17 protein-coding genes and 1 pseudogene are annotated in these 23,993 nt (G+C 61.2%); 7 read left to right on the forward strand and 11 right to left on the reverse strand.

The genetic code is table 11. The annotated features are described in order from the left end of the window. The first annotated feature begins 32 nt into the window (after positions 1–32). The 3 genes from EXW71_RS10165 to EXW71_RS10175 are packed head-to-tail and all read left to right on the forward strand — an operon-like array spanning position 33 to position 3,629. The gene (locus EXW71_RS10165; protein ID WP_123714778.1) at positions 33–1,934 is read left to right on the forward strand and encodes a sensor histidine kinase; all 1,902 of its coding nucleotides are present in this window, start codon (positions 33–35) and stop codon (positions 1,932–1,934) included. Beyond that, on the forward strand, positions 1,931–3,280 hold the full coding sequence (locus EXW71_RS10170) for a sigma-54 dependent transcriptional regulator (RefSeq protein WP_123714777.1): 1,350 nt from the start codon (positions 1,931–1,933) through the stop codon (positions 3,278–3,280). The genes EXW71_RS10165 and EXW71_RS10170 overlap by 4 nt, the downstream gene beginning before the upstream one ends. Before the next feature lie 10 nt (positions 3,281–3,290). After that, positions 3,291–3,629: a GlpM family protein gene (locus EXW71_RS10175; RefSeq protein WP_123714776.1), complete on the forward strand. Its 339-nt coding sequence runs from the start codon at positions 3,291–3,293 to the stop codon at positions 3,627–3,629. A gap of 38 nt (positions 3,630–3,667) precedes the next feature. Here EXW71_RS10175 and EXW71_RS10180 read toward each other — a convergent pair whose 3' ends face one another. The 6 genes and pseudogenes from EXW71_RS10180 to EXW71_RS10205 all read right to left on the reverse strand — a co-directional run bounded on the left by EXW71_RS10180 (position 3,668) and on the right by EXW71_RS10205 (position 10,028). After that, entirely contained in the window at positions 3,668–5,065 is a 1,398-nt protein-coding gene (locus tag EXW71_RS10180) for a sigma-54 dependent transcriptional regulator (protein WP_134658380.1), read from the reverse strand. Continuing rightward, the gene (locus EXW71_RS10185) at positions 5,055–6,833 is read right to left on the reverse strand and encodes a HAMP domain-containing sensor histidine kinase (RefSeq protein ID WP_123714774.1); all 1,779 of its coding nucleotides are present in this window, start codon (positions 6,831–6,833) and stop codon (positions 5,055–5,057) included. The genes EXW71_RS10180 and EXW71_RS10185 overlap by 11 nt, the downstream gene beginning before the upstream one ends. Beyond that, a pseudogene (locus EXW71_RS29050) lies at positions 6,830–6,963 on the reverse strand (GNAT family N-acetyltransferase); the annotation flags it as partial. The gene EXW71_RS10185 and the pseudogene EXW71_RS29050, both read right to left, overlap by 4 nt. Before the next feature lie 116 nt (positions 6,964–7,079). Next, entirely contained in the window at positions 7,080–7,946 is an 867-nt protein-coding gene (locus EXW71_RS10195; protein WP_123714773.1) for a carboxylesterase, read from the reverse strand. After that, positions 7,943–9,337 carry an aspartate aminotransferase family protein gene (locus EXW71_RS10200; RefSeq protein WP_123714772.1) on the reverse strand — a complete coding sequence of 465 codons (1,395 nt, stop codon included), beginning with the start codon at positions 9,335–9,337 and terminating at the stop codon, positions 7,943–7,945. Before EXW71_RS10200 ends, EXW71_RS10195 begins: the two co-directional genes overlap by 4 nt. Next, positions 9,330–10,028, reverse strand: a complete 699-nt coding sequence (locus EXW71_RS10205; RefSeq protein WP_123714771.1) for an MtnX-like HAD-IB family phosphatase — start codon at positions 10,026–10,028, stop codon at positions 9,330–9,332. The genes EXW71_RS10200 and EXW71_RS10205 overlap by 8 nt, the downstream gene beginning before the upstream one ends. Positions 10,029–10,253: 225 nt before the next feature. On the opposite strand from EXW71_RS10205, the gene EXW71_RS10210 reads away from it, so the two are divergent. Beyond that, positions 10,254–11,024 (forward strand): MipA/OmpV family protein, encoded by a 771-nt coding sequence (locus EXW71_RS10210; RefSeq protein WP_134658382.1) that lies wholly within the window; start codon positions 10,254–10,256, stop codon positions 11,022–11,024. 3 nt (positions 11,025–11,027) lie between these two features. On the opposite strand, the gene EXW71_RS10215 is transcribed toward EXW71_RS10210, so the two are convergent. Both EXW71_RS10215 and EXW71_RS10220 read right to left on the reverse strand, forming a co-directional pair. Continuing rightward, a complete protein-coding gene (locus EXW71_RS10215; protein WP_134658384.1) occupies positions 11,028–11,681 on the reverse strand; it encodes a DsbA family oxidoreductase in 654 nt (217 codons plus the stop codon). 67 nt (positions 11,682–11,748) lie between these two features. Next, on the reverse strand, positions 11,749–12,768 hold the full coding sequence (locus tag EXW71_RS10220; protein WP_134658928.1) for an alpha/beta fold hydrolase: 1,020 nt from the start codon (positions 12,766–12,768) through the stop codon (positions 11,749–11,751). Between the two features lie 199 nt (positions 12,769–12,967). Between EXW71_RS10220 and EXW71_RS10225 the strand changes: the two genes are divergently transcribed. Together EXW71_RS10225 and metR are read left to right on the forward strand one after the other, a co-directional pair. Beyond that, complete coding sequence (locus EXW71_RS10225; protein ID WP_134658386.1) at positions 12,968–18,583, forward strand: dermonecrotic toxin domain-containing protein; 5,616 nt, start codon at positions 12,968–12,970, stop codon at positions 18,581–18,583. An 87-nt stretch (positions 18,584–18,670) separates the two neighbouring features. After that, positions 18,671–19,588: a transcriptional regulator MetR gene (gene metR, locus EXW71_RS10230; protein WP_034096103.1), complete on the forward strand. Its 918-nt coding sequence runs from the start codon at positions 18,671–18,673 to the stop codon at positions 19,586–19,588. Between the two features lie 49 nt (positions 19,589–19,637). Here metR and EXW71_RS10235 read toward each other — a convergent pair whose 3' ends face one another. The 3 genes from EXW71_RS10235 to EXW71_RS10245 are packed head-to-tail and all read right to left on the reverse strand — an operon-like array spanning position 19,638 to position 21,861. Next, positions 19,638–20,144 (reverse strand): GNAT family N-acetyltransferase, encoded by a 507-nt coding sequence (locus EXW71_RS10235; protein WP_134658388.1) that lies wholly within the window; start codon positions 20,142–20,144, stop codon positions 19,638–19,640. After that, the gene (locus EXW71_RS10240) at positions 20,141–20,551 is read right to left on the reverse strand and encodes an NUDIX domain-containing protein (RefSeq protein ID WP_134658390.1); all 411 of its coding nucleotides are present in this window, start codon (positions 20,549–20,551) and stop codon (positions 20,141–20,143) included. The genes EXW71_RS10235 and EXW71_RS10240 overlap by 4 nt, the downstream gene beginning before the upstream one ends. Continuing rightward, complete coding sequence (locus EXW71_RS10245; protein WP_134658391.1) at positions 20,548–21,861, reverse strand: HD domain-containing phosphohydrolase; 1,314 nt, start codon at positions 21,859–21,861, stop codon at positions 20,548–20,550. The genes EXW71_RS10240 and EXW71_RS10245 overlap by 4 nt, the downstream gene beginning before the upstream one ends. Positions 21,862–22,114: 253 nt before the next feature. Between EXW71_RS10245 and EXW71_RS10250 the strand changes: the two genes are divergently transcribed. Next, the gene (locus EXW71_RS10250) at positions 22,115–23,989 is read left to right on the forward strand and encodes a GGDEF and EAL domain-containing protein (protein WP_134658393.1); all 1,875 of its coding nucleotides are present in this window, start codon (positions 22,115–22,117) and stop codon (positions 23,987–23,989) included. Positions 23,990–23,993 lie beyond the last annotated feature (4 nt).

Below are 23,993 nucleotides of genomic sequence, written 5' to 3' on the forward strand. Positions count from 1 at the left end.
GGGGGAGAAGTAGCTGACCCAAGGCATCTGTGATGAAATGCGACCCCAACCAATTTCGCGCCGCACCGCCATCACTTGCCGTGAAACCACGTCTGATTCGCCAACTGTTCCTGCCGCCGTTGATCATTGCCCTGATGATCGGCCTGGGCTACATCGGCTTCTGGGTCAGTGAGTTCTATGGCATCCGCACGCTCAGCGACAATGGCGAACGCCAGTTGGAGCTGCACGCCCGCACCGTCGAAAGCGAACTGAGCAAATACACCTACCTGCCCAGCCTCCTTGAGTTGGAGTCCAGCGTTTCCCAACTGCTGGCCGATCCGAATCAGGAGACGCGCAAAACCGTCAACGATTACCTGGAGGGCCTGAACCGACGCAGTCGCAGCCGGGCCATCTACGTGATGGACACCACCGGCCGTGTACTGGCCACCAGTAACTGGCGCGATGCCGACAGTTACCAGGGTGAAGACCTGTCCTTCCGTGCCTATTTCCAGAACGCCGTGCGTGGCCAACCCGGCCGTTTCTACGGCATCGGCAGCACCAACGGCGAACCCGGCTATTACCTGGCCCATGGCCTGGAAGAGCACGGCAAGATCATCGGCGTGGCCGTGGTCAAAGTGCGTCTCGAAGCCCTGGAAGAACGCTGGCAACGTGCACGCCTCGAAGCGTTTGTCAGCGATGAAAACGGCATCATCATCCTCTCCAGCGACCCGGCCCGCCGTCTCAAGGCCGTGCGCCCACTGAGCGATGACACCAAGGAGCGCCTGGCCCACAGCCTGCAATATTACTGGGCGACCCTGAACGAGCTGCAACCCCTGGCCCGCGAGCGCCTCAACGAAGGCACCGAGAAACTCACCTTTCCGGCCAACAGTGAAGTGGTGAACGATGAGCATGCGGTCAGCTACCTGGCACAAACCCGTCCGCTCAACGACACGCCGTGGAATTTCACCTTGTTGACGCCGCTCAATGACCTGCGCCGCGCGGCAATCAATCAAGGCATCCTGGTGGCCGTCGCCTTCGGCCTGGTGGCCTTTCTGCTGATCGCCTGGAACGAACGGCGCAAGGTCATCGCCACCCGCCTGGCGGCCCGCGAAGCCTTGCAGGAAGCCAATAGCCAGTTGGAGCGGCGGATTGCCGAACGCACCGCCGACCTGCGTGCCAGCAACGAACGGCTCAAGGGTCAGATCCGCGAACGGCGCCAGGCCGAAGAAACCCTGCGCCGCGCCCAAGATGAACTGGTACAGGCGGGCAAGCTGGCAGCCATCGGGCAGATGTCCACCAGTATCGCCCATGAATTGAACCAGCCGCTGGCGGCCCTGCGCACGCTGTCGGGCAACACCGTGCGTTTCCTTGAGCGCGGTGCCCTAGACACCGCCAGCGCGAATCTCAAAACCATCAACGAACTGATCGACCGCATGGGCCGCATCACCGCCAGCTTGCGCTCGTTTGCCCGACGCGGTGACGACCAGGGCGAAGCCAACCTCGGCAAAGCCGTGGACGCCGCGTTCGAGTTGCTGGGGGCGCGTCTGGACGGCTTGCCGATAACCCTTCATCGCAACTTCGCCAACGCCCAGTTGCAGATCGACCAGACGCGCCTGGAACAGATCCTGGTCAACCTGATCGGCAATGCCCTTGACGCCATGCAGGCACAGCCGGCGCCGGCACTGTGGCTGGACGGCCACAGCGCCGACGGCAAATACCGCCTGCAAGTGCGCGACAACGGTCACGGTGTCGACCCCGAGGCACGCAAACATTTGTTCGAACCGTTCTTCACCACCAAGCCAGGCGAACAGGGCCTGGGCCTGGGCCTGACCCTTTCGGCCAGCCTCGCGGCGGCCACCGGCGGCAACCTCGCCGTGGAACACCCGGCCACTGGTGGTACCGCCTTTGTCCTGTGCTTGCCGCTGGCAGGCGCTCAAACAGCTGAGTCGACATGAATACAGACGCCACAGTCCCCAAGGACGACCTCACCGTCCTGATCGTCGAAGACGACCCCCATGTATTGCTCGGCTGCCAACAAGCCCTGGCACTGGAAGATATCCACAGTGTGGGCGTAGGCAGTGCCGAAGAAGCGCTCAAGCGCATCGGCGAGAATTTTGCCGGCATTGTGATCAGCGATATTCGCCTGCCGGGCATCGACGGCCTGGAGCTGTTGACCCGCCTGAAGGCCCGGGATAAAAGCCTGCCGGTGGTACTGATCACCGGCCATGGCGATATCTCCATGGCGGTGGGCGCCATGCGCAACGGCGCCTACGACTTCATGGAAAAACCCTTCTCCCCCGAGCGTCTGGTCGATGTGGCGCGCCGCGCCCTGGAGCAACGCGGCCTGGCACGGGAAGTATGGGCGCTGCGCCGTCAGTTGGCTGAGCGCGACTCCCTGGAAGGCCGCATCATTGGCCGCTCGCCGGCCATGCAGCATCTGCGCGAACTGATCGCCAACGTCGCCGACACCTCGGCCAACGTGCTGATCGAAGGCGAAACCGGTACCGGCAAGGAACTGGTCGCGCGTTGCCTGCACGATTTCAGCCGGCGCCACGCCCATCAGTTCGTCGCGTTGAACTGCGGCGGCCTGCCGGAGAACCTGTTCGAAAGCGAGATTTTCGGTCACGAAGCCAACGCGTTTACTGGTGCCGGCAAGCGACGCATCGGCAAGATCGAACATGCCCACGAAGGCACGCTGTTCCTCGATGAAGTGGAAAGCATGCCGATCAACCTGCAGATCAAATTGTTGCGGGTGTTGCAGGAGCGTACGCTCGAACGCCTGGGCTCGAACCAGAGCGTGGCGGTGGATTGCCGGGTCATCGCCGCCACCAAAGCCGACCTCGACGAGTTGAGCCGCGCCAGCCAGTTCCGCAGCGACCTGTACTACCGCCTCAACGTGGTGACCCTGGAATTGCCACCGCTGCGCGAACGCCGCGAAGACATCCTGCAACTGTTCGAACACTTCCTGCAGCAGTCGTCCCTGCGTTTCGACCGCGCCGCGCCGGAGCTGGATAACCAGACCCTCTCGAGCCTGATGAGCCACGACTGGCCCGGTAACGTGCGCGAACTGCGCAACGTCGCCGAACGTTTCGCCCTGGGCCTGCCCGCCTTCAAGAAAAGCGGCGCCAGCAGCGGCAATCAGGGCCTGGCCTTCACCGAAGCGGTTGAAGCCTTCGAGCGCAACCTGCTCAACGACGCCCTGCAACGCAGCGGCGGCAACCTGACACAAGCCAGCCAGGAGTTGGGGATGGCCAAGACCACCCTGTTCGACAAGGTCAAGAAATATGGCTTGAGCCACTAAGGAGCGCACAGTGGATCTGCTATTGAAAGCCGCATTGGGCGCGGCGGTGGTGTTGATTCTGGCCGCACTGGCCAAGACCAGGAATTACTACATCGCAGGGCTGGTGCCGCTGTTTCCAACCTTTGCACTGATCGCCCATTACATCGTGGGAAAAGGCCGGTCGTTGGACGACTTGAAGACCACGATCCTGTTCGGGATGTGGTCGATCATTCCGTATTTTGTGTATTTGGCGACATTGTACGTGATGGTGGATCGGCTGCGTCTGGAAGCCTCTTTAGCCGTGGCAGCGGTCGCATGGCTGATCGCAGCGACGGTGTTGGTGAGCATCTGGGTACGCATGCACACCTGACACGCGCCCCAACACAAGGTCCAGGCTACCCAGGAAGATCAGCGGATAATTTTTTCCACCTGGATGCCCAGCTTTTTCAGGCGATACCAGAAGCTTCTTTCGGAAATCCCGATCTTCGACGCCGCCGCGGCCTGTACTCCGTTGCTCTCTTGCAAGGCCGCCAGGATGTAGGCTTTCTCCACCTCCGCCAGCGCCGCATCCAGGTCCTGAGGTACACCGGGGCCTTCGCTGAGAATCGTGCTCACGCCACCCTCGGCGGGTTTGGAAGCGAACAGATAAGCCGGCAGGTCGATGTCTTCAATCACCGGTTTGGCCGCCACAATGGTCGCCCGCTCCACGCAGTTCTGCAGTTCACGGATATTGCCCGGCCAGTTGTAGGCCGCCATGGCCTGCAACGCTTCCGGGCTGAAGCCGGTGATGCGTTTGCCGGCAGTAGCGCTCAGGGTCTCGGCGAAGTGCCGGGCCAGAGGCACGATGTCTTCGACACGCTCACGCAGGGGCGGCAAAGGAATCGGGAATACATTGAGGCGGTAATACAGGTCTTCGCGGAATTCTTTATTGGCCACCGCATCCAGCAGGTTCTTGTTCGTCGCGGCAATCACGCGCACATCGACCTTGCGCTCGCGCGGGTCGCCCACCGGCTCGATCACCCGCTCCTGCAACGCCCGCAGGATCTTGGCCTGCAGGGCCAGGGGCATGTCGCCCACTTCGTCCAGGAACAGCGTGCCCTTGTCCGCCTGCATGAAGCGTCCGACCCGGTCACTCACCGCGCCGGTGAACGCGCCTTTGCGATGGCCGAACATCTCGCTTTCCAGCAAGCCTTCGGGGATCGCCGCGCAGTTGACCGCCACGAACGGTTTGTCGGCACGGCTGCCATGCTTGTGGATGGCACGGGCGACCATTTCCTTGCCGGTGCCGCTTTCGCCGGTCAGCAGGATGGTTGCATTGCTGTCGCGTACCGAGTCGATCGAGTGCAGCACCTGGCGAAAGGCCGGGCTTTCGCCCACCAGGCTGTCGAATTGTGCATGGTGATCCAGCTCGGCACGCAGCCGCGCGTTATCGCGCAGGATGTCGCGAAACTGCAAGGCCTTGGCCACGGTGATATCCAGCTCGTCGATGTCGAACGGCTTGGCGATGTAGTCATAGGCGCCATTGCGCATCGACTGCACGGCGTTTTTCACGGTGCTGTAGGCCGTCATCACGATCACCGGCAGGTCCGGGAAGCGCACCTTGATCTCGGCCAGCAGCGCGGGACCATCCATGCCCGGCATGCGCCAGTCACTGATCACCAGATCGATGTCTTCCTGCTCCAGCACTTTGAGCGCATGCAGGCCATTGCTTGCGGTGAACACCTGAATACCATTCTGGCTCAAGGCAGACGACAGCAAGTCACACAGCTTGGGCTCGTCGTCGACTACCAACACGTTATGCGTCATGACCTTCCTCATCATCACCGTCGTCTTCACCCTGCGCCGGAATGTACAGGGTGAAGGTAGCGCCGGCATCTTTCTCACTGGCACATTCAATGCTGCCGTCGTGACTTTCCATGATCGAATAGACTTTAGCCAGCCCCAGGCCTGTGCCCGACGCCTTGGTGGTGACGAATGGCGTGAAGATACGCTCAATCATATCCGCCGGGATGCCCTGGCCCGTGTCGGCGATGCTGATCACGGTGTAGCCGCCCGTGCTGGCGATGCCCAACGTCAGGCGCCCGCCTTCGGGCATCGCATCGACGGCATTGAGAATCAGGTTGAGGCACGCCTGCTTGACCTGTTTGGCATCGGCGTAGAGGGTCGCGCCAGGGGCCTGGTCGATGATGTGCGCATCAATGTTGTGGGTGGCCAATTCCGGTCCGCAGAACCCCAGGATTTCTTCTACCACCGGGCGCGCCGCCTGCAACACGCGCAACGGCGGGTTGGGTTTGGCGAAATCGAGAAACTCGGTGATCAGGTCGTTGATGCGGCTGACTTCGCTGATCACGTATTCCAGGTGGCGCTTGTCGGTCTCCGCCAAGTCGGCGCGGCGATGCAACAACTGGGTGGCGGTCTTGATGATCCCCAGCGGGTTGCGGATTTCGTGGGCCAGGCCCATGGCGACCTCGCCGAGGGCGTGCAAGCGGTCACGGCGGCGCAACTGGGCTTCCAGGTGGTGCAGCTCGCCCAGGCGCTCGGTCATGTGGTTGAAGGTGCTGCTCAACTGCGCCAGTTCGTCGCCGCCACTGACCAGCACACGGTGCTCATAATTGCCGGAGATCACCGCGTTCACGCCTTGGGACAAGTCCCGCAGCGGTTTGGTCAGGCGCCGTGAAACCAAGACCCCGGCGCCCAGGGACAACGCCGAGCTGAGCAGGAAAATCAGCAAAAACAGGTTGCTCTGGTTCACCAGCCCGACGAGGCTGGTGTGGCGCAGCAAGCCACTGAAGATCACGCCTTGCAAGTCGCCGGCGTCGTTGAAGATCGGCCAATACAACCCGCTGTAATTGTTGGTGAACTGCTCACTCGGCTGTTTGGTGGCACGCATGGCCGTCTCGACACTCTTCGGAATGCGCGAAGGGTGATCATCAAAACGCTGGGTCGAGAATATCTCGGAAAACCCGGACGGGTTGGCCAGGTACAGGCGCAGGTCGAGGGAGTGAACATCCGCCACGCTGGTGAGGAAACTGCTGTCCAGGTAGGTGGCGACCAGAAGCAGGTAATCTTCCCCCTCCTGCGTCGTCTCGAACGTCGAGACCACCAACCCTGTGGTCACGCCGGCGACCTGCACAGTCTGCAAGACGGCGTTGCTGGTCAGGTTGATCTGTTTGACCACATCGTCAGACGCCGTACTGAACACTATCTTGTGGTCGCTCGCGCGAACCAACGCAACCACGTCGATGTCGGTGGCGCTGGCAATGTCGGCGGTAAGCCGGTCGTGCCTGGCGGCCTGCTTGCTTGACGGCGGGCTGGTGTAGCGCATGAACAGCTTGGCCATGCGCGCGTTGTCATGGAGGATGTTGCCGACCTCATCCTTGACGATCTTGGTCGACTCTTGCAGCCAGATGCGCACGTTGCTGTCGAAGATCTGGGACAGCGTGGTAGCCGCCAATTCAGCCGCAATCATGGTAGGAATGACGCTGACCAGCCAGAACGCCAGCACCAGCTTACGCTGGACGCTCCAGCGCGAGATGGCAAAGGGGCGGGCTTTTGGGCGGGTTTTGGTGATCATCGGGTTTCGCTTATCACAGCAGCCATGGCAGGGTCGGAACGATCCGGTCGAAGAAACATTTTCGCGAGTTTAGGCAGCCCGTTCGCCCCCCATCATGATGGAGGAAGAACAGGCTGTTGCACTGGAGCTCGCTCGTCCGCCCAGTCAAGGACACAGACCGCGCTTTCTTCCAGCCGTTCCAGGCCCGGCGCAGGATGATTCAACGCCCAAGACGGCTTGGGCGATGATCACCTCACGCCCCCAGGCTTATGCCCGCTGGCGGTAATCTACGGGCGCCTGGATAGCGGCGGAATGTTGTTCGATGAACTCGGCGCTCAACTCGATCACCCGGCGGTATTGCAGGTCGACGGTGATCATGTGATAGCAGTTGTCCAGCAAGATCTTGGTCACGGGCCCACCGAGATGGCGCTCCACGTAATCGGCGTTCCAACGGCTGGTGATGTCGTCCTCGATGGAATGCAGCACCAGCGCCGGCACCTTGACCTCAGGCATGCGTTTCTTGACCACAGCGTTCATGCGGTGCAATTCGCGCACCGTGATGCCCTCCATGGTCAGCAAACCGGCCTCGCTGCTCTCCCCTTCCTTCATCTGCCGTTCGACGATCGAGCGCAGGCGCTCGTTCTTGATGCCGTAAGGCGGCTTCTCTTCGAAGCGGCAAATGTGCACGCCGAATGGAATCTTCATCAGCAATGGCGTCAGGAACGCCAGTTTGTTAATGCTCCAGCCGTCGTACTTCAAGGTGGTGGAGTACATCAGCAGCCCGGCCACTTGCCCTGGGTGTTCGGCGGCCACATACATCGACATCACCGCGCCCATGGACAAGCCACCGACAAACACCTGCTCGTGGCGCTGCTTGACCTGCGCAAAAGTCTTGCGCACGCCTTCATACCAGTCCAGCCAGCCAGTGGCCTGCAAGTCGCTGTTATCGCCGCAGTGTCCAGCCAGAGTGGGCACGTACACCGTGCAGTTGCCCACCTTGGCCAACCCCTTGGCGACCTGGCGCAACTCCGTCGGGGTGCCGGTCAGGCCGTGGATCAACAGAATCCCGACCGGGCCTTCACCCAGAATGAAGCCGGCGTCACCCTCACCGAGGTCGACTCCGATGCTGTTCACCGTTTGGTCGCTCGCACCAGCAGTTGCTCCAGGAGTTTCAGGCCCAGGTCGATTTCCGGGTAGCTGATTTCCAGGGACGGGGCCAGGGTGATCACGTTTTTGTAGTAGCCGCCCACGTCGAGAATCAAGCCGAGTTTCTGGCCATCAACCACCATGTCGCCCTTCATGCCTTCTTCGACCATGTAGTCCAGGGTCGCCTTGTCTGGCGTGAAGCCATCCGGGCCGCAGATTTCGCAGCGCAGGGCCAGGCCCAGGCCATCAACGTCGCCGATGATCGGGAAACGCTTCTGCAGGTCTTGCAGACCTTCCAGGAAGTACTTGCCCTTGGCCATGACCATGGCGCCGTAGTCGACTTCGCTGGTCATCTTGAACATTTCCAGACCTACCGCCGTACCCAATGGGTTGGAGGCAAAGGTGGAGTGGGTCGAACCTGGTGGGAAGATCTTCGGGTTGATCAGCTCTTCACGGGCCCAGATGCCGCCCAGTGGGTTCAGGCCGTTGGTCAACGCCTTACCGAAGACGATTATGTCCGGCTGCACGTCGAAGTGTTCGATCGACCACAGCTTGCCGGTACGGTAGAAGCCCATCTGGATTTCGTCCGACACCATCAGGATGCCGTGTTGATCCAGTACGTGCTTGAGTTCGCGGTAGAAGTTCATCGGTGGGATCACGTAGCCGCCGGTGCCCTGGATCGGCTCGACGTAGAACGCTGCGTATTCGCTGGAGCCGACTTTCGGGTCCCACACACCGTTGTATTCGGTCTCGAACAGACGGGCGAATTGCTGCACGCAGTGGCTGCCGTACTCTTCCTTGGTCATGCCTTTAGGGCCGCGGAAGTGGTACGGGAACGGGATGAACTGCGCGCGCTCGCCGAAGTGGCCGTAACGGCGACGGTAGCGGTAGCTGGAAGTGATCGACGACGCGCCGAGGGTACGGCCGTGGTAGCCGCCTTCGAAGGCGAACATCAGGCTCTTGCCGTTACTGGCGTTACGCACGACTTTCAGGGAGTCTTCGATCGACTGCGAACCGCCGACGTTGAAGTGCACGCGACCATCGAGGCCGAATTTTTTCTTGGCGTCGACTGCGATCATTTCCGACAGCTCGATCTTGCCTTTGTGCAGGTATTGGCTGGCGATTTGCGGCAGCGTGTCGATCTGCTGTTTCAGCGCGTTGTTCAGGCGCGGGTTGGCATAGCCGAAGTTAACGGCCGAGTACCACATTTGCAGGTCGAGATAAGCCTGGTCTTCGGTATCCCACACGTAGGAGCCTTCGCAACGGCTGAAAATACGCGGTGGCTCAATGTAGTGAACGGTGTCGCCGTAGGAGCAATACTTGGCTTCTTTATCCAGAAGAACCTGGTCTTCGGCGGTAGCGATACGGATATCAGACATGGTGGAAGAGTTCCTGATTTTCAGCTGTAAAGGTGGTGGCGTTGGCGGCGATGCCCATCGGCAGCTTGGCCAGCAACGCAGGCAGTTCGGCAAAGGTGTCGAAGCGCGCGTGAGGGATGTCGTTGGCTTCGCAGTATTTAGCGAGGCTGCCTTTGGCGAAGACGAAGTCGGCGGTGGAAGCCACGCACATGTCGGACTTGCCGTCGCCAATCACCAGCACGCGCTTGTTGCGCGGAGTGGATTTGCACTTGCAGTTGCCGGCAGCGGCACGACAGGCGTCGCTGGAATACGGGAAGTCGATGCGCCAGCTGTTCTGGTCGACCTGGCGCAGGCGGTTGGCAAGGATCGGCAGCAGGGTCACGTAGTTGCGCGACAGGATGCGCGCGATGCCCTGTTCGATGCCATCGCTGACCACCTCGATGGTGGCGCCCAGGCCCATGACGTGATCGACGAAGTCCGGGAAGTCCGGATCGATTTCGACGCTATCGAAGTACGCCAGCAACTCTGCCGGGGTCGCTTTGATCAGCGCCAGTTGACGGCTCAGGCATTCGCGGGAACCGATATGTCCATCCAGCCATTCCTGTTCGATGGTTTCCCACTCGGGGCCGGCGAAGCGTTGGAGGACGTTGTCGATGACATCGGTGGGGGTGATGGTCCCGTCGAAGTCACACACGATATGCCACTGGATCATTGCGTTTACCTTGATGGAGCGCGCTGTATGCGCTTGCCACCGAGGTATAGCAGAGAATGTGCCAACTGGCTGAAAGCCAGCGGGGCTGGGGTTTTGGCTGAGACGTGTGGTTATATGTGTCGAGCAAGCTACAATTTTTGTAGCTTGCTACAAACAAGATGAGTGCTTGCGCGGCGGGCACCCTTCGCGCGTGAATGCGCGCCAGTCCTGTAAGGAATTCGCTTAATGTTCAAAGTCACTTGCACTGTACTCACCGGTCTGCTCGGTTTGCTGGGCGTTTCCAGCACCGTGTGGGCCGCCGGTATCACCGGCCAGGTGGGTGCCGGTGTCAGCTATCAGCCCCGCGACCCCACCGCCAGCAGCTACGAAGTCAAGCCGGTGCCTTACCTGGATCTGGATTGGGGTAATGTCAGCCTGGGTACGGACGACGGCCTGACCTGGAGCGCACTCAATACCAACGGCTTTACCGCCGGTCCCTATATCAATTACCTGCAGGGCCGCACTGCCAACGGGTCTCTGCGCGGCTTGCGTGATGTGCCGGACATGGCCGAGGTCGGTGGCTTCATCCAATACGCCCCGGCCGATTTCTGGCGCGTCTACACCCAGGTCGGCCAAGCCGTCGGCGGCGCACGCAATCGAACCGGCATGCTGGGCAAACTCGGTGGCGAACTGGGTTACCCGCTGGGTGGCAACATCATCGGCAGCACGGGCCTGATGGCGTACTTTGCCGACGCCCGCCAGACCCAGGCCTTCTTCGGCGTCGACGCCAAGGAATCCGCCGCCTCAGGTATTCGCGCTTACAACGCCGGCGCCGGCTTCCAGAACCTGACGTTGACCCAAAGCTTTGAGTTCCCGCTGGCGAGCCATTGGTCGTTAATGACCAGCGCCAGTTGGACGCACCTGGTCGGTTCGGCGGCCAACAGCAGCATCGTCAAGAAAACCGGTGACGTGAACCAGGGCCAGGTGCAGACGGCGATCAGCTACAAGTTTGACTGAGGCTCAGCCTTTCGCTTCGCTGATGATCTGACGAATGGCCCCGATGAAGGCTTCCGCCGGCTGGCCACCGCTGACCGCGTACTGGTCGTTGAACACGATGGTCGGTACCGAGGTCACGCCACGGGACACCCACAATTGCTCCTGCTCGCGCACCTCGGCGGCGTACTCGTCGCTGGCCAGGATCTGGGCCGCGCGCTTGATGTCCAGCCCTACGCTTTCGGCGACGATCGCCAGGGTCGCGTGGTCGGACGGGTCCTGGCCATCGCTGAAATAGGCCTTGAACAGCGCTTCCTTGAGGTTGTACTGCAAACCTTCCAATCCGGCCCAATGCAACAGGCGATGGGCGTCGAAGGTGTTGTAGATGCGGCTCTGGCCATCGGTGCGGAAGGCGAAGCCCAACGCCGCGCCCATGTCGCGGATGCGTTCACGGTTGGCCTGGGATTGCTCAGCGGTAGAACCATATTTTTCGCTGATGTGCTCAACGATGTTTTGCCCGCCGGCGGGCATGTTCGGGTTGAGTTCGAACGGCTGGAAATGAATCTCTGCCTGCACCTCGCTGCCCAGTTGATCGAGCGCTTCGGTCAAGCCGCGCAGACCAATGATGCACCAGGGGCAAGACACGTCGCTGACGAAATCGATTTTCAGGGGAGTACTCATGACAGGCAACCTCGCAGGCGTTCTTGTTGGCGCTGACGCGCCGTAAAGGTTGCACGATACACCAAGTTCACAGCACCTTCGAAGCCTCACCCGAGTCGATCCGTGCCCAGTGCGCGGCATCTTCGCGATGGGCTTGCAGGTACGGCAGCACTGCCGTCAGCAACGGTGCCTTGAAGGCTTCCTGGAAGCGATGGGCCATGCCCGGAATCAGTTTCAGCTGGCTGCCCTGGATATGCGCGGCCAGGTGCACGCCGTGCATCACCGGCAACAGTGGATCAGCGGTGCCATGCACAACCAGTGTCGGTACCCGCAATTGATTGAGCAACGGCACGCGGCTGGGCTCGGCGAGGATTGCCATAATCTGGCGCTTCACGCCATCCGGGTTGAACGCACGGTCATAGGACAGCGCCGCCTGCTGCAGTAATACCTGACGATCATCTTTCACTCGCGGGCTGCCCAGGGCCGCCAGCAAATCCGCTTGCTGCTCCAGCGCCACCTCGCGATTGGGCGCGCTGCGCCGCGACAGCAATTGCACCAGCGCCGCACTGGGAGCCGGCAGGCCTTCGGCGCCGGAACTGGTCATCACCAACGTCAGGCTTTCCACCCGCTGCGGCGCCATGGCCGCCAGGTGCTGGGCGATCATGCCGCCCATGCTCGCGCCCAGTACGTGGAATTGCCGGATCTGCAAGGCATCCATCAAACCCAGCGCATCATCGGCCATATCCGTCAGCGTATAAGGTGCCGCCACCGGCAGGCCAAGCTTGTAGCGCAGCACTTCGAAGGTCAGGTTGGCGCTGGCCGGAGCCTGACGCCAGGTGGACAGGCCGACATCACGGTTGTCGTAGCGAATCACCCGGAAGCCCTGCTGACACAGGGCGACCACCACTTCGTCCGGCCAGTGGATCAACTGCCCGCCCAGGCCCATCACCAGCAGCAACGCAGGATCGGACGCACGGCCGATACTCTGGTAGGCGATGCTGACTTTTTCCAGGTCGACCATTTGGGTCGGGACATTGACATCACATCGAGAAGCCGCAAAAGACGGCAGGCCGAACAATAGAGCGGCCAGTAGAAAAAACACGCGCATGAAAAACACCGAAACGCAGAACCCCAGTAGAGCGCGAGTCTGATGAAGTTTGTTCAAGCGCGCTGCCACAGTTCCATGACAGTTTGATGAAGAGTGCCCAGCGGTCAGGTCTACACATGTAGCGCCACCTCGCCGGCGCAGGTGCGTTCAATGGGCGGATGCCGGAAACCATCGGCCTTTTGCCCAAGGAAGCCCCATCATGCCCGACCTGCCTGCGTCAGTACTTGCTGACCTGCCATTGCCGAACTTTACCCCTTCGCATACGGCCCTGGCGTTGAACCAGGACGAGAACCTGCTGCTGCACGCCGAGCAACGCTTGCGTGACTGCCGTAGAGACATGCTCGAACTGATGACCAATGCGCCGACACTGAGAGCGACCATCAATGACACGCTCAAGCAACAACTGGACCTGGACGGTAACCAGGTGGGGCTGCGAAGCCCGCCCATAGGCGAGCACCTGGCCAGCCGCTGCTCCCTGACTGAGGCTTGTGCGTTTCTGCTCAAATACCCTGCCACGGACACCGCGACGCTGAGCGATGTGCAGGTACTACAGCTAGCCGCCAGCCATCGACTGGCCACGCTGGCGGCGCCGCAACTGTTGGACCAGGTCCACAAGCTGGATATCAGGGCCGCCCTCACGCTGGCCTGGAACCGCTATTGGGCGGGCCGGGCACCGCAGACTCCGGTCAGTCGACGCCAACGCGCCGCACAGTTGTATCGCGAGCATTTCGAGGCGACGGGCTTATGGCTCAAGGCCCAGGACATTGGGCGGGCCACCCCGCTCACACCACTGTTCGTACTGCTTGAGCCGACGCAGGACGTACCGTCAGTGAACGGCCAGAGAATATTCACCGAACAACTGATGCTCAAACCTGCCGACGGCAGCCTGCATTCACTGCCGGGCGCCTGGGTGGTCACCCTGGATGGGGAACAGCCTGTCAGCCAGCTTTTATACGTGCCGTTTCATCAGCCGGCCTGGCAGGTTTTCAGCCAACGTGCGGGGATGGAGGGTTGGGTACTGGGCCACCAGCGCGAACTGTTCGGTGTCGAAGATCCCTTGGCGACCCTCCACTACCCCCTACAGACGCAGCCCTTGACCAACGGCATCGAGCAATGGCTGGCATGGCTGGTCGATGCTCAATGGCAGAGCCTGGGCACCGCACCCGATCACCCGGTTTTTCGCGAGGGCGCCCCTCTGGCACTGCTGCACAGTGACGAACTGGACCAGCAACGACGCACGCGCCCTCTGTTCTCTGCCGCGCCGCCCTGGCAAGCCCCGGCGGCCGAAGAAGTCGAACTGGACTCACCACCGCCCTTCGGCTGGCTGGGTGCCGACCTTGACCCCGGCCATCGCCGAGCGATGATCCGGCAACAACGCATCGCCATCGAAGCCTTGCAAGGCGATGAGCCGCGCCTGAACGCCTTCAGGCAAGCACGTGCCGAGCTGCATACCCAGCAATTGGCGGCAGTCGCCGCCGCTGTGGCGATGCTGGGCAGGCGGCCGCTGGACACCACGACCCTCAACACCCAATACACAGCGCTGTACACCGCCAGGCGCGAAGGTTTGAGAGCCGAGGCCAGGCTGCAACGGAACCTGGAGCAGATTAACCAGCACGAACTGACCCGCCTGGAAACGGTGCTCGACCAGCCGTTGCGCGCTTCGCGCAACGAGCAGGCGTGCGTCGCTTCGCTGTGGCTGTCGATCACCCGCCAGCGCAATGCCACGACCACCGTCACCACCACCGAACTCAAAGGCCCGCTGGTCATTACCTCCGCGCTCGCACTGGCCGACACACCCGACGCCCTTCACAGCCTGTTGTTGTACTGGCCTGGCACCGCAGGCGGCCTGCAGCGGTTCGACTCACGCCAGGCCCTGGCCTCCTCGGTATTACGCCTGATGCCCGAGGAGCAGGCGCTTTCCATGCAGTTCAAGGAACTGACCGTCGATCCACTCGACTACAGCCTCAACCTGCAGCATGCCGCGTTCGAGGAACAGGCCGCGCAGATACGCGCCGATTATCCCGCACCACCCGACGGCCGCCGACGTGCCGCCGAACTGGAAAAACTGCGCCTGCAGACACTCCAGAATCTGCGGGTGCCGGTGCATGAAGCCCGAGACCTGGCCTGCCTGCAGGTACTCGAACAAGACAACGGCGCCCACCTGGCCGAACAGCTCCCACAGTGGCTGCGCAACCAGACAGCCGAGCAACGTGCACGCCTGACACCGCTGATGCAGGCTTACCCGCCGGCCATCGAACGTGCGCAAGCGTTGTTCGACCAGTCATTGCCCGCGCGGGACGACTTTGTACGGCGGCATATCGCTGCGCGTCTGCGCAAGGATTTCGTCCTTGAGCAAGGGTTTTCGGTCTCCGTGGATCTGCCGGATTCGGTACAACAGCAACGCGACATCGTCCCCGGCGGCAATATCGGCGGCACGCCGACGCGCCTGGTGGATGTCCCCAGTCGCCAACGCAGCAGCCTGTCCCTGGAACAACTGGCATTGGCCAACATCGACAGCGCAATGAGCCTGCGCCTGGGTTTTATGCAGGTAAAAGTGACCAGCGACGTCCCCGAGGAAGGTCAAGCGTTGCAGGCCGGGCTCACCGCTGGCTACCTGAGCACGATGGTGCGGGACCTCAACCTGGCGAAGAAATACGAAGAACATATCTACGCCACGTTCCGGGGTCACCCGGAAGAGTCGACCTTTGAACAGCAATACCGCCGCGAAGTGCTGATCAAACCCTGGCGCCTGCTCTTGCAGTTGCAAGGGCGCTACGCACGGCTGCAAAACCAACTGACGGACGCGGAACTGCAACTGCTCGACATCGCCATCGATGCCGACACGGCCACGGCCTGGGACTCAGGGACACGGCGCATCCGCCTGCTACCGGCGCATCTCTTGACGGGAGGGCGTGATACCCGTGGCGAGCAGAGAATCACGTTGTCGGGAATCACGTTCATTCACGATGAAGCCAGCGGGCTGACCTTGCTGTACCTGCCCGACGCGCCCGACGAACGTTTTTTACGGCGCTATGACAGCCTGGACCAGGCTCGCAAAGGCCTGTTCGATCTATGCCGACTGGACAAGATGGTGCAGTACGTCGCCGGCCGCGCCATCACGGGCGATGTGCGTGCGCACATCCGCCGGATCGACCAGGCCCGGCAAAAACTCTTCACGGCCATGATCGGCGTGGGCGAACGCTGGCCGGCCACCACCTCACTGTCGGCGCATCTGTTGGATGCGCACATGGGGCGGCTGATCGAGGCCAACCGCAATGACGCCCGCTCCAACGAGAACCTTGCGCTGGAACGCTACGCGCTGCGCAGCGGGCACCTGTTCAATGGGATCAAGATCGCCTTGGGGTTCGTGCCTTTTGTCGGCACGGCGGTGTCGCTGATCGATGGCGTCACCCAACTGGCCGGCGCCGTCGACGCGCTGCGCCAGGGTGAAACGCACGCCGGCATTGAACAACTGGCGTCGGTGTTCGAGTGCCTGTTGTTCGCCGCCATGGATAGTGTGCCGATGGCCGCCGTACCTGCGGTGCGGGCCGATGCGGCGCGCCAGTTGATGCGCTTGCGGCAATCGGCACAAGCCCACGTCAGTCACGGCGCATGGCGCTCCCTGGCATCGCACAGCCGAGCAAGCATCCTGGCTCGGTTCGACGGATATGCGTATGAAAAACCGCTTTCACTGGCGGGCCTGCAGCCGGACAAGCAGGGCATTTACCGGCAGGTCTATCGCCACCCCGCGGGCGATTTCATCCTCAACCAGGGCCAGATCTTCCAAGTAGAGTTCGACAAGGCTTACCAAACCCTGCGACTCAGCGGCACCCGTAAAAAATCCTACAAGCAGCCCATCGGGCTGGACGACACCGGCCAATGGGATACCCATGGCGCCCTCTACGGCACCTTGGTGGATGGCGGGCTACCGGGGGGCGGCAATGTGATGGGTGCCGTGGCCGACCGCCTGGACCCGCTGTGGCCGGCGATGATTCGCCAATGGCTGCCGCGCTGGTGGACCGATCATGCCTTGCGCCAGCAGCGCAGGTTGACGTCGCGGATCGGCACGGCGTTGCAGTCCATAGACGCCAGCGGCGCAGAGGTCAATCGACTGCTGCCGCGCTACCAGGCCGATGATCTCTCCGTAATCCCGGAGCTAGAACGCGCGACGGGCAACCTCACCGCACAGGCCCTGAAAATGGATGAGGAACTGGTAGCACTCTCACGCTATTTGCGGGGGAACCGCAGCCACATGTTGAGAAACGCCCGCGGCGGCGTCGCCGATAACGTGTGCCTGTGCACGCAACTGCAGGTGAAGGTTGGCCTGCAACAAGTCCTGAAATACGCCGATGAAGCCGCCGTCCTCGACACCCGCCTTCAGGCCCTGCCCTTTGAACAGGTGTCCGACAGGCAAGCCCTCAGGGCACAGATTCGCGGCCTGCATATCCAGACATTTGACTGCTACCAGCGCATCGACGCTGCGGTTGAACTGATGAACCAATGGCTGCCCCTGGTCCCTGCAACCAATCGAAAAAACCTGGCCACCGCTGCCGAGGTCATCAACCGTCATTATTCCGAACTTGAACGCGCACGCTTCAAGACCGAGGCATTGACCGACCTCATCGCGCATCGCAAGCCCGGCCACGACATCGCCTGGCACTACCTGCAGGCTCCGCTGAAAAACGCCGAGAACGCCTTGATATGGGCGCTGTACCTGCAACGTCATCTGCTTGAGGCAAGCCCCAATCCTGGCCAGCGCAACCGAATACTGCAGCACTGCATCAACACCTATGAAACCTATCAGCGCCAACTGAACAGTTGGATGGCCGGTGCACCGCAATTGTTTGATGACACCTATGTCGCGCAGATGCATCACCAACTCGCCGCCCTGCGAGTACGTGCTGAAAAAGCCATGACCACCACCACGTCCAAGGTTTCGGGCACACCTGGCAAACGGGTATTCGAGACCGACGACAACCTGCTGCTGATTGGTGAAGCCGATAACACTTCAGCCGCCCAAAAACAACGCTACACCCTCACGGGTAAACGGGGCGAGGAGCATGTCTGGGAACAGGGCAACGACGGCAAATTCCGCCGCGTGGGCGAAGTGAGCCTCAGCCCTTGGCAACCCACCGCCCGCGACCTGAACGCCTTGACCCAGGACGCCAGAAGCCGTTTGCAGAACCTTGCCGCCCACAAGGCGCGAGTCGACGGCTACGGTCGCCAGAACATGCTCCCGCCCGACCTTGAGTTCATGATGACCAGCGAGGCAGACACCCTCGACCTGCAAGCCCGTCATATCGGGGAATTGGCGGGGGATGCAGCATTGGTCCGGCAATTGCGCCAAGCGGCCACCGAACTGCGCGAACAAGGCCGGCTGTTACGGGTTAACCAGTCAATCAACAGCCAGACACCCACTGAGGGCTACTTGGACTATTTGCTCAGTCAGCAGTTGGATAACAAGCCGCTTGTCGAGATCCGCAAGATAGGCGCCATGGAGGACCTGGGGAAGCGCCAGGATGGCAGGCCGGACTTCATGCAGGAATATGAAATCCGCGATGTCCGCCAGGCTACGCCCAAGCCATTGTGGTACGCGCACTTTCACTACGAATCGGCTACGCCCAGCCAGCTCGACCTCTTTGTCAAAGGCCACCTTAAACTGCCCGCCCAGCGTCGTCTGGGGCTGAAATGGCAACACGCTCAAGCCCGCGACAGTGCAACGGGCGACGTGGCATCGATCTGGAGGGGCGACATCAATAAACCATTGGCAAGGCAGCATTTCCAGGCGGCGTGGCAAGGCCCATCCCAGTCGTAACGGCACACCGGCTTGTCCGGGAAGGGAACATGAGACAAACTCAACTTAACTAACGTGTCAGCAAGTTTTACTCATGGAGCCCTCCTGGTGCTGGAAATTCGTCACCTCAAGACCCTGCACGCTTTGCGCGAAGCCGACAGCCTGGTGGAAGCCGCCGAGCGCCTGCACCTGACGCAGTCTGCGCTGTCCCACCAGTTCAAGGAGCTGGAAGAGCGCCTGGGCATGCCGCTGTTTGTGCGCAAGACCAAGCCGTTGCGCTTCACCAGCGCCGGCTTGCGCCTGCTGCAATTGGCCGACGCCACCCTGCCCTTGTTGCGCGGGGCCGAACGCGATATCGCACGGTTGGCAGGCGGCACCGCCGGGCGCTTGCACATGGCAATCGAGTGCCACAGTTGCTTTCAATGGCTGATGCCGACCATCGACCAGTTCCGCGACGCCTGGCCGGAAGTCGAGCTGGATCTGGCCTCGGGCTTCGCCTTCGCCCCGCTGCCGGCCCTGGCTCGGGGTGATCTGGACCTGGTGGTGACGTCCGACCCGCTGGAACTGCCAGGCATCACCTATGTACCACTGTTCACCTACGAAGCCATGCTGGCGGTCGCCAACCAGCATGCGCTGGCGAACAAGTCCTACATCGTGCCGGAAGACCTGCTCAGCGAAACCCTGATCACCTACCCGGTGGAGCGTGACCGCCTGGACATCTTCACCCGCTTCCTCGAGCCAGCCGACGTCGAACCGGCCCAGGTACGCACCTCGGAACTGACGGTAATGATGATGCAACTGGTGGCCAGCGGCCGTGGTGTATGCGGCATGCCCCATTGGGCGCTGCATGAGTACAGCTCGCGGGGTTACGTGAAGGCCAAGCGCCTGGGCGAGAAAGGTTTGTTTGCGACGCTGTATGCAGGCATTCGCGCCGACATGCTGGACGCGCCCTACATGCGCGACTTCTTGCTGACGGCCAAGGACACGTCGTTTTCTACCCTGGATGGCGTCAGCGCGGTTCGATAAACGACACGAGAAAACTGTGCAAGGGGCTTTCCCCCTTCCACAGGGGATATCACTGACCTTTCAATTCACGCCACATGTGGATTTTGTCGAAATACTCGATGCCCACCCGCACCGCCAACGGCTCCAGGCCGTATTGGATAAACCCGCAGCGCTGGTACAACGCAAAGGCCGCGTCGTTGCCGGCGGTGACGGTCAGTTGAATCACTTTGAGGCCCGGCTGGCGGCGCGCTTCATCCAGCGCCGCTTCCACCAGCTGGCGGCCAAGCCCCTTCTGCTGATGCGCCTCGGTCACGTACATACCGAACAAGGTGACTTTGTGCCTGGCCTTCTCGCGAGGCTCGAACGCAAGGCCGACGATCCCGGCCAATTCCTCGCCCGCGAACGCACCGAGCAAACGATCCAGCGGGCCGGCCACGCGCTTTTCCCACCAGTTCAACGACATCGCTGCACGCTCGGCCACGCTGGAGGTGAACGCCTGTGGGTAGGCGCCATAGGCCTCAAGCATCAACGCGCGATACGCCGCGGCGTCGCCGGCCACCAGCGTACGGATCATCACGCCGTCAGCGACTGGCGATAGAACGGCAGGATCAGGTCACGCGTCAGTGGCGCCAAGTGCAGGCCGCCGTCGCCCATGGGGTCGATCCAGCGCACTTCCTCGATTTCCGCAGCAGGCAGCACCGCGCCATCGATGTGCACCTGAAACAACTCGGCGTGCACGGTAAAACCCGGCTCGTTGGCGGCTGGGGCCGAAAACTGGCCCAGGTAAATGGCCTGGCCTGGATCGATGTGCAGGTTGAGTTCTTCGTGCAGCTCGCGAGCCAGGGCCTGGGCAGGTTGTTCACCGGCATCGATCTTGCCGCCCGGTTGCATGAACGCCTGGGTGCCGCGCTTGCGCACCAGCAGGGTCTGGCCGTCGCGGCCGATCAGGAGGGCGGCGGCAATGCGGATCGTTGAAATGCTCATGAAAGAATCGGGGTCTCTTCGGGGAGTTTGATAAATACGCTGTATTTCGCGCCTTCCATCGCTTCGAACGCGATCAGCTTGTCCACCAGCGGCAGGTTCAATACCTTGCCGGCGTTGAGCAGCAACATGCCGTTGTCAGCATTGAGGTTGCGCGCCAGGACCATGCCGGCTTCCAGCTCTCGGGTGGAAAGGACTTTGACGCGAGGGTCGCCCAACGTCACATCGCTTAAGAAAGCGGCGCAGGCTTGAATGAAGTCTTCCACCAACGCGGGGTCGTACAGGCGCCCGGCGTACTTGCGGATATACAGCAGCGCTTCGTCGCTGTTCAAATACCGCTCAAGGATCAAGCCCTTCTGTAGCTCGATGAAGTCCACCGCCAGCTTCAGCAGGCGCGAGCCAAATGGAATCGCCTCTTCCTTGAGATGGTCGGGGAAGCCCGTACCGTCCCAGCGTTCCTGGTGATGACGAATGATCCGCGCCGCATCCTTCATCGGCTCCAGGGTCATCAACAACGATTCGCTTTGCGTCGGATACTCGCGATACAGCGCACGGTCGGTGCTGTGCAGCTTGTCCGACGGCGCGACCATCATGCCGTCGCTCCAGCTCAGCTTGCCGATGTTGTACAGCGCGGCCGCCATCGTCAGGTCACGGGTACTGGCTTCATCCATCGCCTGGGTGGCGCAGTACACCCGAATCAGCTCGATCAAGGCGCGGTTGGTCTGCTTGTCCTTGGGCAGGCGCAAGTTGGCCAGCAGCGAGAACACTTCAGTGCCCGTCACGTAGCTGCGCTTGAGCTCTTCGTAGGCCAGGTCGAGCATGTCGGCGGTCTGTTGCAGCTCGGAAGTGCGCGCCGCCACGCGTTTTTCCAGCGTGCTGTTAAGCACTTTGAGCTGGTCATTCTGCTCCCGGGTCAGGCGTTCCAGGCGCTGGTGCTCGAGGCATTGGCTCAGGACCAGCTGCAATTCGTCGTCATTCCAGGGTTTGCTGATGTAGCGATGAATCTGGCCTTCGTTGATCGCCTTGATGATGGTTGTCACGTCTGCGTAACCCGTCAACAGGATGCGACTGGTGGCGGGATACAAGCGATGCACCTCGGCCAGGAGCTGCGCGCCATCCATTCCGGGCATACGCGCATCGCTCATCACCAGGTCGACGTGCCGGCCTGCCAGGATCTCCAGCGCCTGGGCACCACTGCCGGCCAGCACTACTTCGTAGGACTGAGTGCGTAACAGGCGACGCAAGCTGTTGAGGATCGATTCTTCGTCGTCGACCAGCAAAACGACGGGTTTCGTAGCGAGTTGTTCATCCATGGTGACTCTGCCTTCAAATAAAACAAAGTTGAGCTAAATTAACCCATCGTGTCGTACCTTGTTCCTTCGCTTGTAGGCAAGGCCGACTTACTGCTGCAGGTCATCGTGCGGGAACGCGGTAATTTGACGCCAACTGGCCGTCGATATCAAGGGAGCTCGACTATGCTTCTCTAGCAATTGGCACCCCACTCATAGGTGAAACCAAGGAAGGAATGATTATGCAATCGAGCCTTTTGCCTGTGCGGAGCGCGCCATGAACATCGACGCGGGACGGGCCAACCGTCGCATCCTGATCGTCGATGACACGGCCTCGATCCACGAGGATTTCCGCAAGATCCTGTGCGCCGAAGCACAGGGTGAGAAGTCTCTGGACAGCCTCGAAGAAACCCTGTTCGGCACCGCCGCGCCCGTGCGCCAGGCCTTTGTGCTGGACTCCGCCTATCAGGGCGAAGAAGCCCTTGAGCTGGTGAACAAGGCCCTGGCGCAGCAATCCCCCTACGCCATGGTGTTTATCGACATGCGCATGCCACCGGGCTGGGACGGCCTGCAAACCATTGAAGAGCTATGGAACGTCGATCCCAACTTGCAGATCGCGCTGTGTACCGCCTATTCGGACTATTCCTTCGAGGCCATCGAAGCGCGGCTGAAGTACAACGACCAATTACTGATTCTGAAAAAACCCTTCGATCACCTGGAAATCCGCCAGATGGCCAGCGCCCTCACCTGGAAATGGCAACTGGCCCAGGACGTCGCCCTCAAAGTCATCGACCTGGAGCGCACCATCGAAGAGCGGGTGCAGGAATTGCTCAAGGTTTCGCACCTGTTGCAATACGACGCTCTCACCGACCTGCCCAACAGCACCCTGCTGGGTGACCGTCTGTCCCAGGCGATCGCCCTGGGCCGACGGCACGAGACCCAACTGGCGGTGATCTTTATCGGCCTGGACCGCTTCAAACGCATCAACAGTGCCTTGGGCTATCCGGTGGGTGATGAAGTGCTTCAACAGGTCAGCCAAAGCCTGATGGAGGCTGTGCGGGAATCGGACTCAGTGTTCCGGTATGGCTCCGACCAGTTTGTGATCCTGCTCAACGATATCCAGCATCTCCAGCAAACCCAGCATATTGCGCAAAAATTGCTCAATGCCATCAACGTCACCCGGCATGTGGCCGGGCATGACCTGAGCGTCACCGCCAGCCTGGGCATCAGCGTTTACCCCAACGACAGCGGCTCGGCGGTGGAGTTGATCAAGCATGCTGAAACCGCCATGCATAACAGCAAGGAACAGGGTCCGAACGACTTCCGTTTTTACACTGAAGACATGAACCTGCACGCGCAACACCAACAGGGCCTGGAAAGTGCCATCCGCCAGGCATTGGAACGCGATGAGTTTGTACTGCATTACCAACCCAAACTGGACTTGAAGTCCGGGCGCATCGTCGGCGCCGAAGCGTTGATACGCTGGTTTCAGCCGCGCTCGGGCTGGGTCGGCCCCGCCGAGTTCATTCCGGTGGCCGAAGACAGCGGGCTGATTGTGCCCCTGACTCAATGGGTGCTGCGTCGCGCCTGCGAGCAGGCGCAAGCCTGGAGTGAGATGGGCCTGCCTCCCCTGTGCATGTCGGTGAACATCTCGTCGATCGACTTCCGCCAGCGTGACTTCGTTGAAAACCTGGCAGCCATCCTCAAACAGACCGGGCTGCCGCCGACCCAGCTGGAACTGGAAATCACCGAAAGCGTGTTGATGCAGAACGTCGACGCCACCGTCATTACGCTGAACCGGATCAAAGCCATGGGTGTCCGCCTGGCCCTGGATGACTTCGGCACCGGTTACTCCAGTCTCAGCTACCTGCGGCGCTTCCCTATCGATGTATTGAAAATCGACCAGTCATTCATTCACGGCCTGAGTGTGAACAACCAGGACGCGCAGTTGATCAGCGCGATCATCGGCATGGGTAAAAGCCTGGATTTGAACATTATCGCGGAAGGGGTAGAGTCCCTCGAACAGCTGAAATTCCTACAGGCTGAACGGTGCGAGGAAGGCCAGGGCTTCCTGTTCAGCAAGGCGGTGCCCTCCCAGGATTTCGCATTATTGTTGCAGGCGGGCCAAGCCAGCCTGATGCCCGATCATTAGCCGA

The organism is Pseudomonas sp. BCA17 (assembly GCF_004519405.1).
GTDB lineage: Bacteria > Pseudomonadota > Gammaproteobacteria > Pseudomonadales > Pseudomonadaceae > Aquipseudomonas.

Coding starts and splice junctions, on each gene's coding strand:
- EXW71_RS10240 (WP_134658390.1), bottom strand. CDS start 20,551: ATGAGCATTTCAACGATCCGCATTGCCGCCGCCCTCCTGATCGGCCGC.
- EXW71_RS10220 (WP_134658928.1), bottom strand. CDS start 12,768: ATGCGCGTGTTTTTTCTACTGGCCGCTCTATTGTTCGGCCTGCCGTCT.
- EXW71_RS10180 (WP_134658380.1), bottom strand. CDS start 5,065: ATGACGCATAACGTGTTGGTAGTCGACGACGAGCCCAAGCTGTGTGAC.
- EXW71_RS10185 (WP_123714774.1), bottom strand. CDS start 6,833: ATGATCACCAAAACCCGCCCAAAAGCCCGCCCCTTTGCCATCTCGCGC.
- EXW71_RS10225 (WP_134658386.1), top strand. CDS start 12,968: ATGCCCGACCTGCCTGCGTCAGTACTTGCTGACCTGCCATTGCCGAAC.
- EXW71_RS10200 (WP_123714772.1), bottom strand. CDS start 9,337: ATGTCTGATATCCGTATCGCTACCGCCGAAGACCAGGTTCTTCTGGAT.
- EXW71_RS10165 (WP_123714778.1), top strand. CDS start 33: ATGAAATGCGACCCCAACCAATTTCGCGCCGCACCGCCATCACTTGCC.
- EXW71_RS10250 (WP_134658393.1), top strand. CDS start 22,115: ATGAACATCGACGCGGGACGGGCCAACCGTCGCATCCTGATCGTCGAT.
- EXW71_RS10170 (WP_123714777.1), top strand. CDS start 1,931: ATGAATACAGACGCCACAGTCCCCAAGGACGACCTCACCGTCCTGATC.
- EXW71_RS10245 (WP_134658391.1), bottom strand. CDS start 21,861: ATGGATGAACAACTCGCTACGAAACCCGTCGTTTTGCTGGTCGACGAC.
- EXW71_RS10210 (WP_134658382.1), top strand. CDS start 10,254: ATGTTCAAAGTCACTTGCACTGTACTCACCGGTCTGCTCGGTTTGCTG.
- EXW71_RS10215 (WP_134658384.1), bottom strand. CDS start 11,681: ATGAGTACTCCCCTGAAAATCGATTTCGTCAGCGACGTGTCTTGCCCC.
- EXW71_RS10205 (WP_123714771.1), bottom strand. CDS start 10,028: ATGATCCAGTGGCATATCGTGTGTGACTTCGACGGGACCATCACCCCC.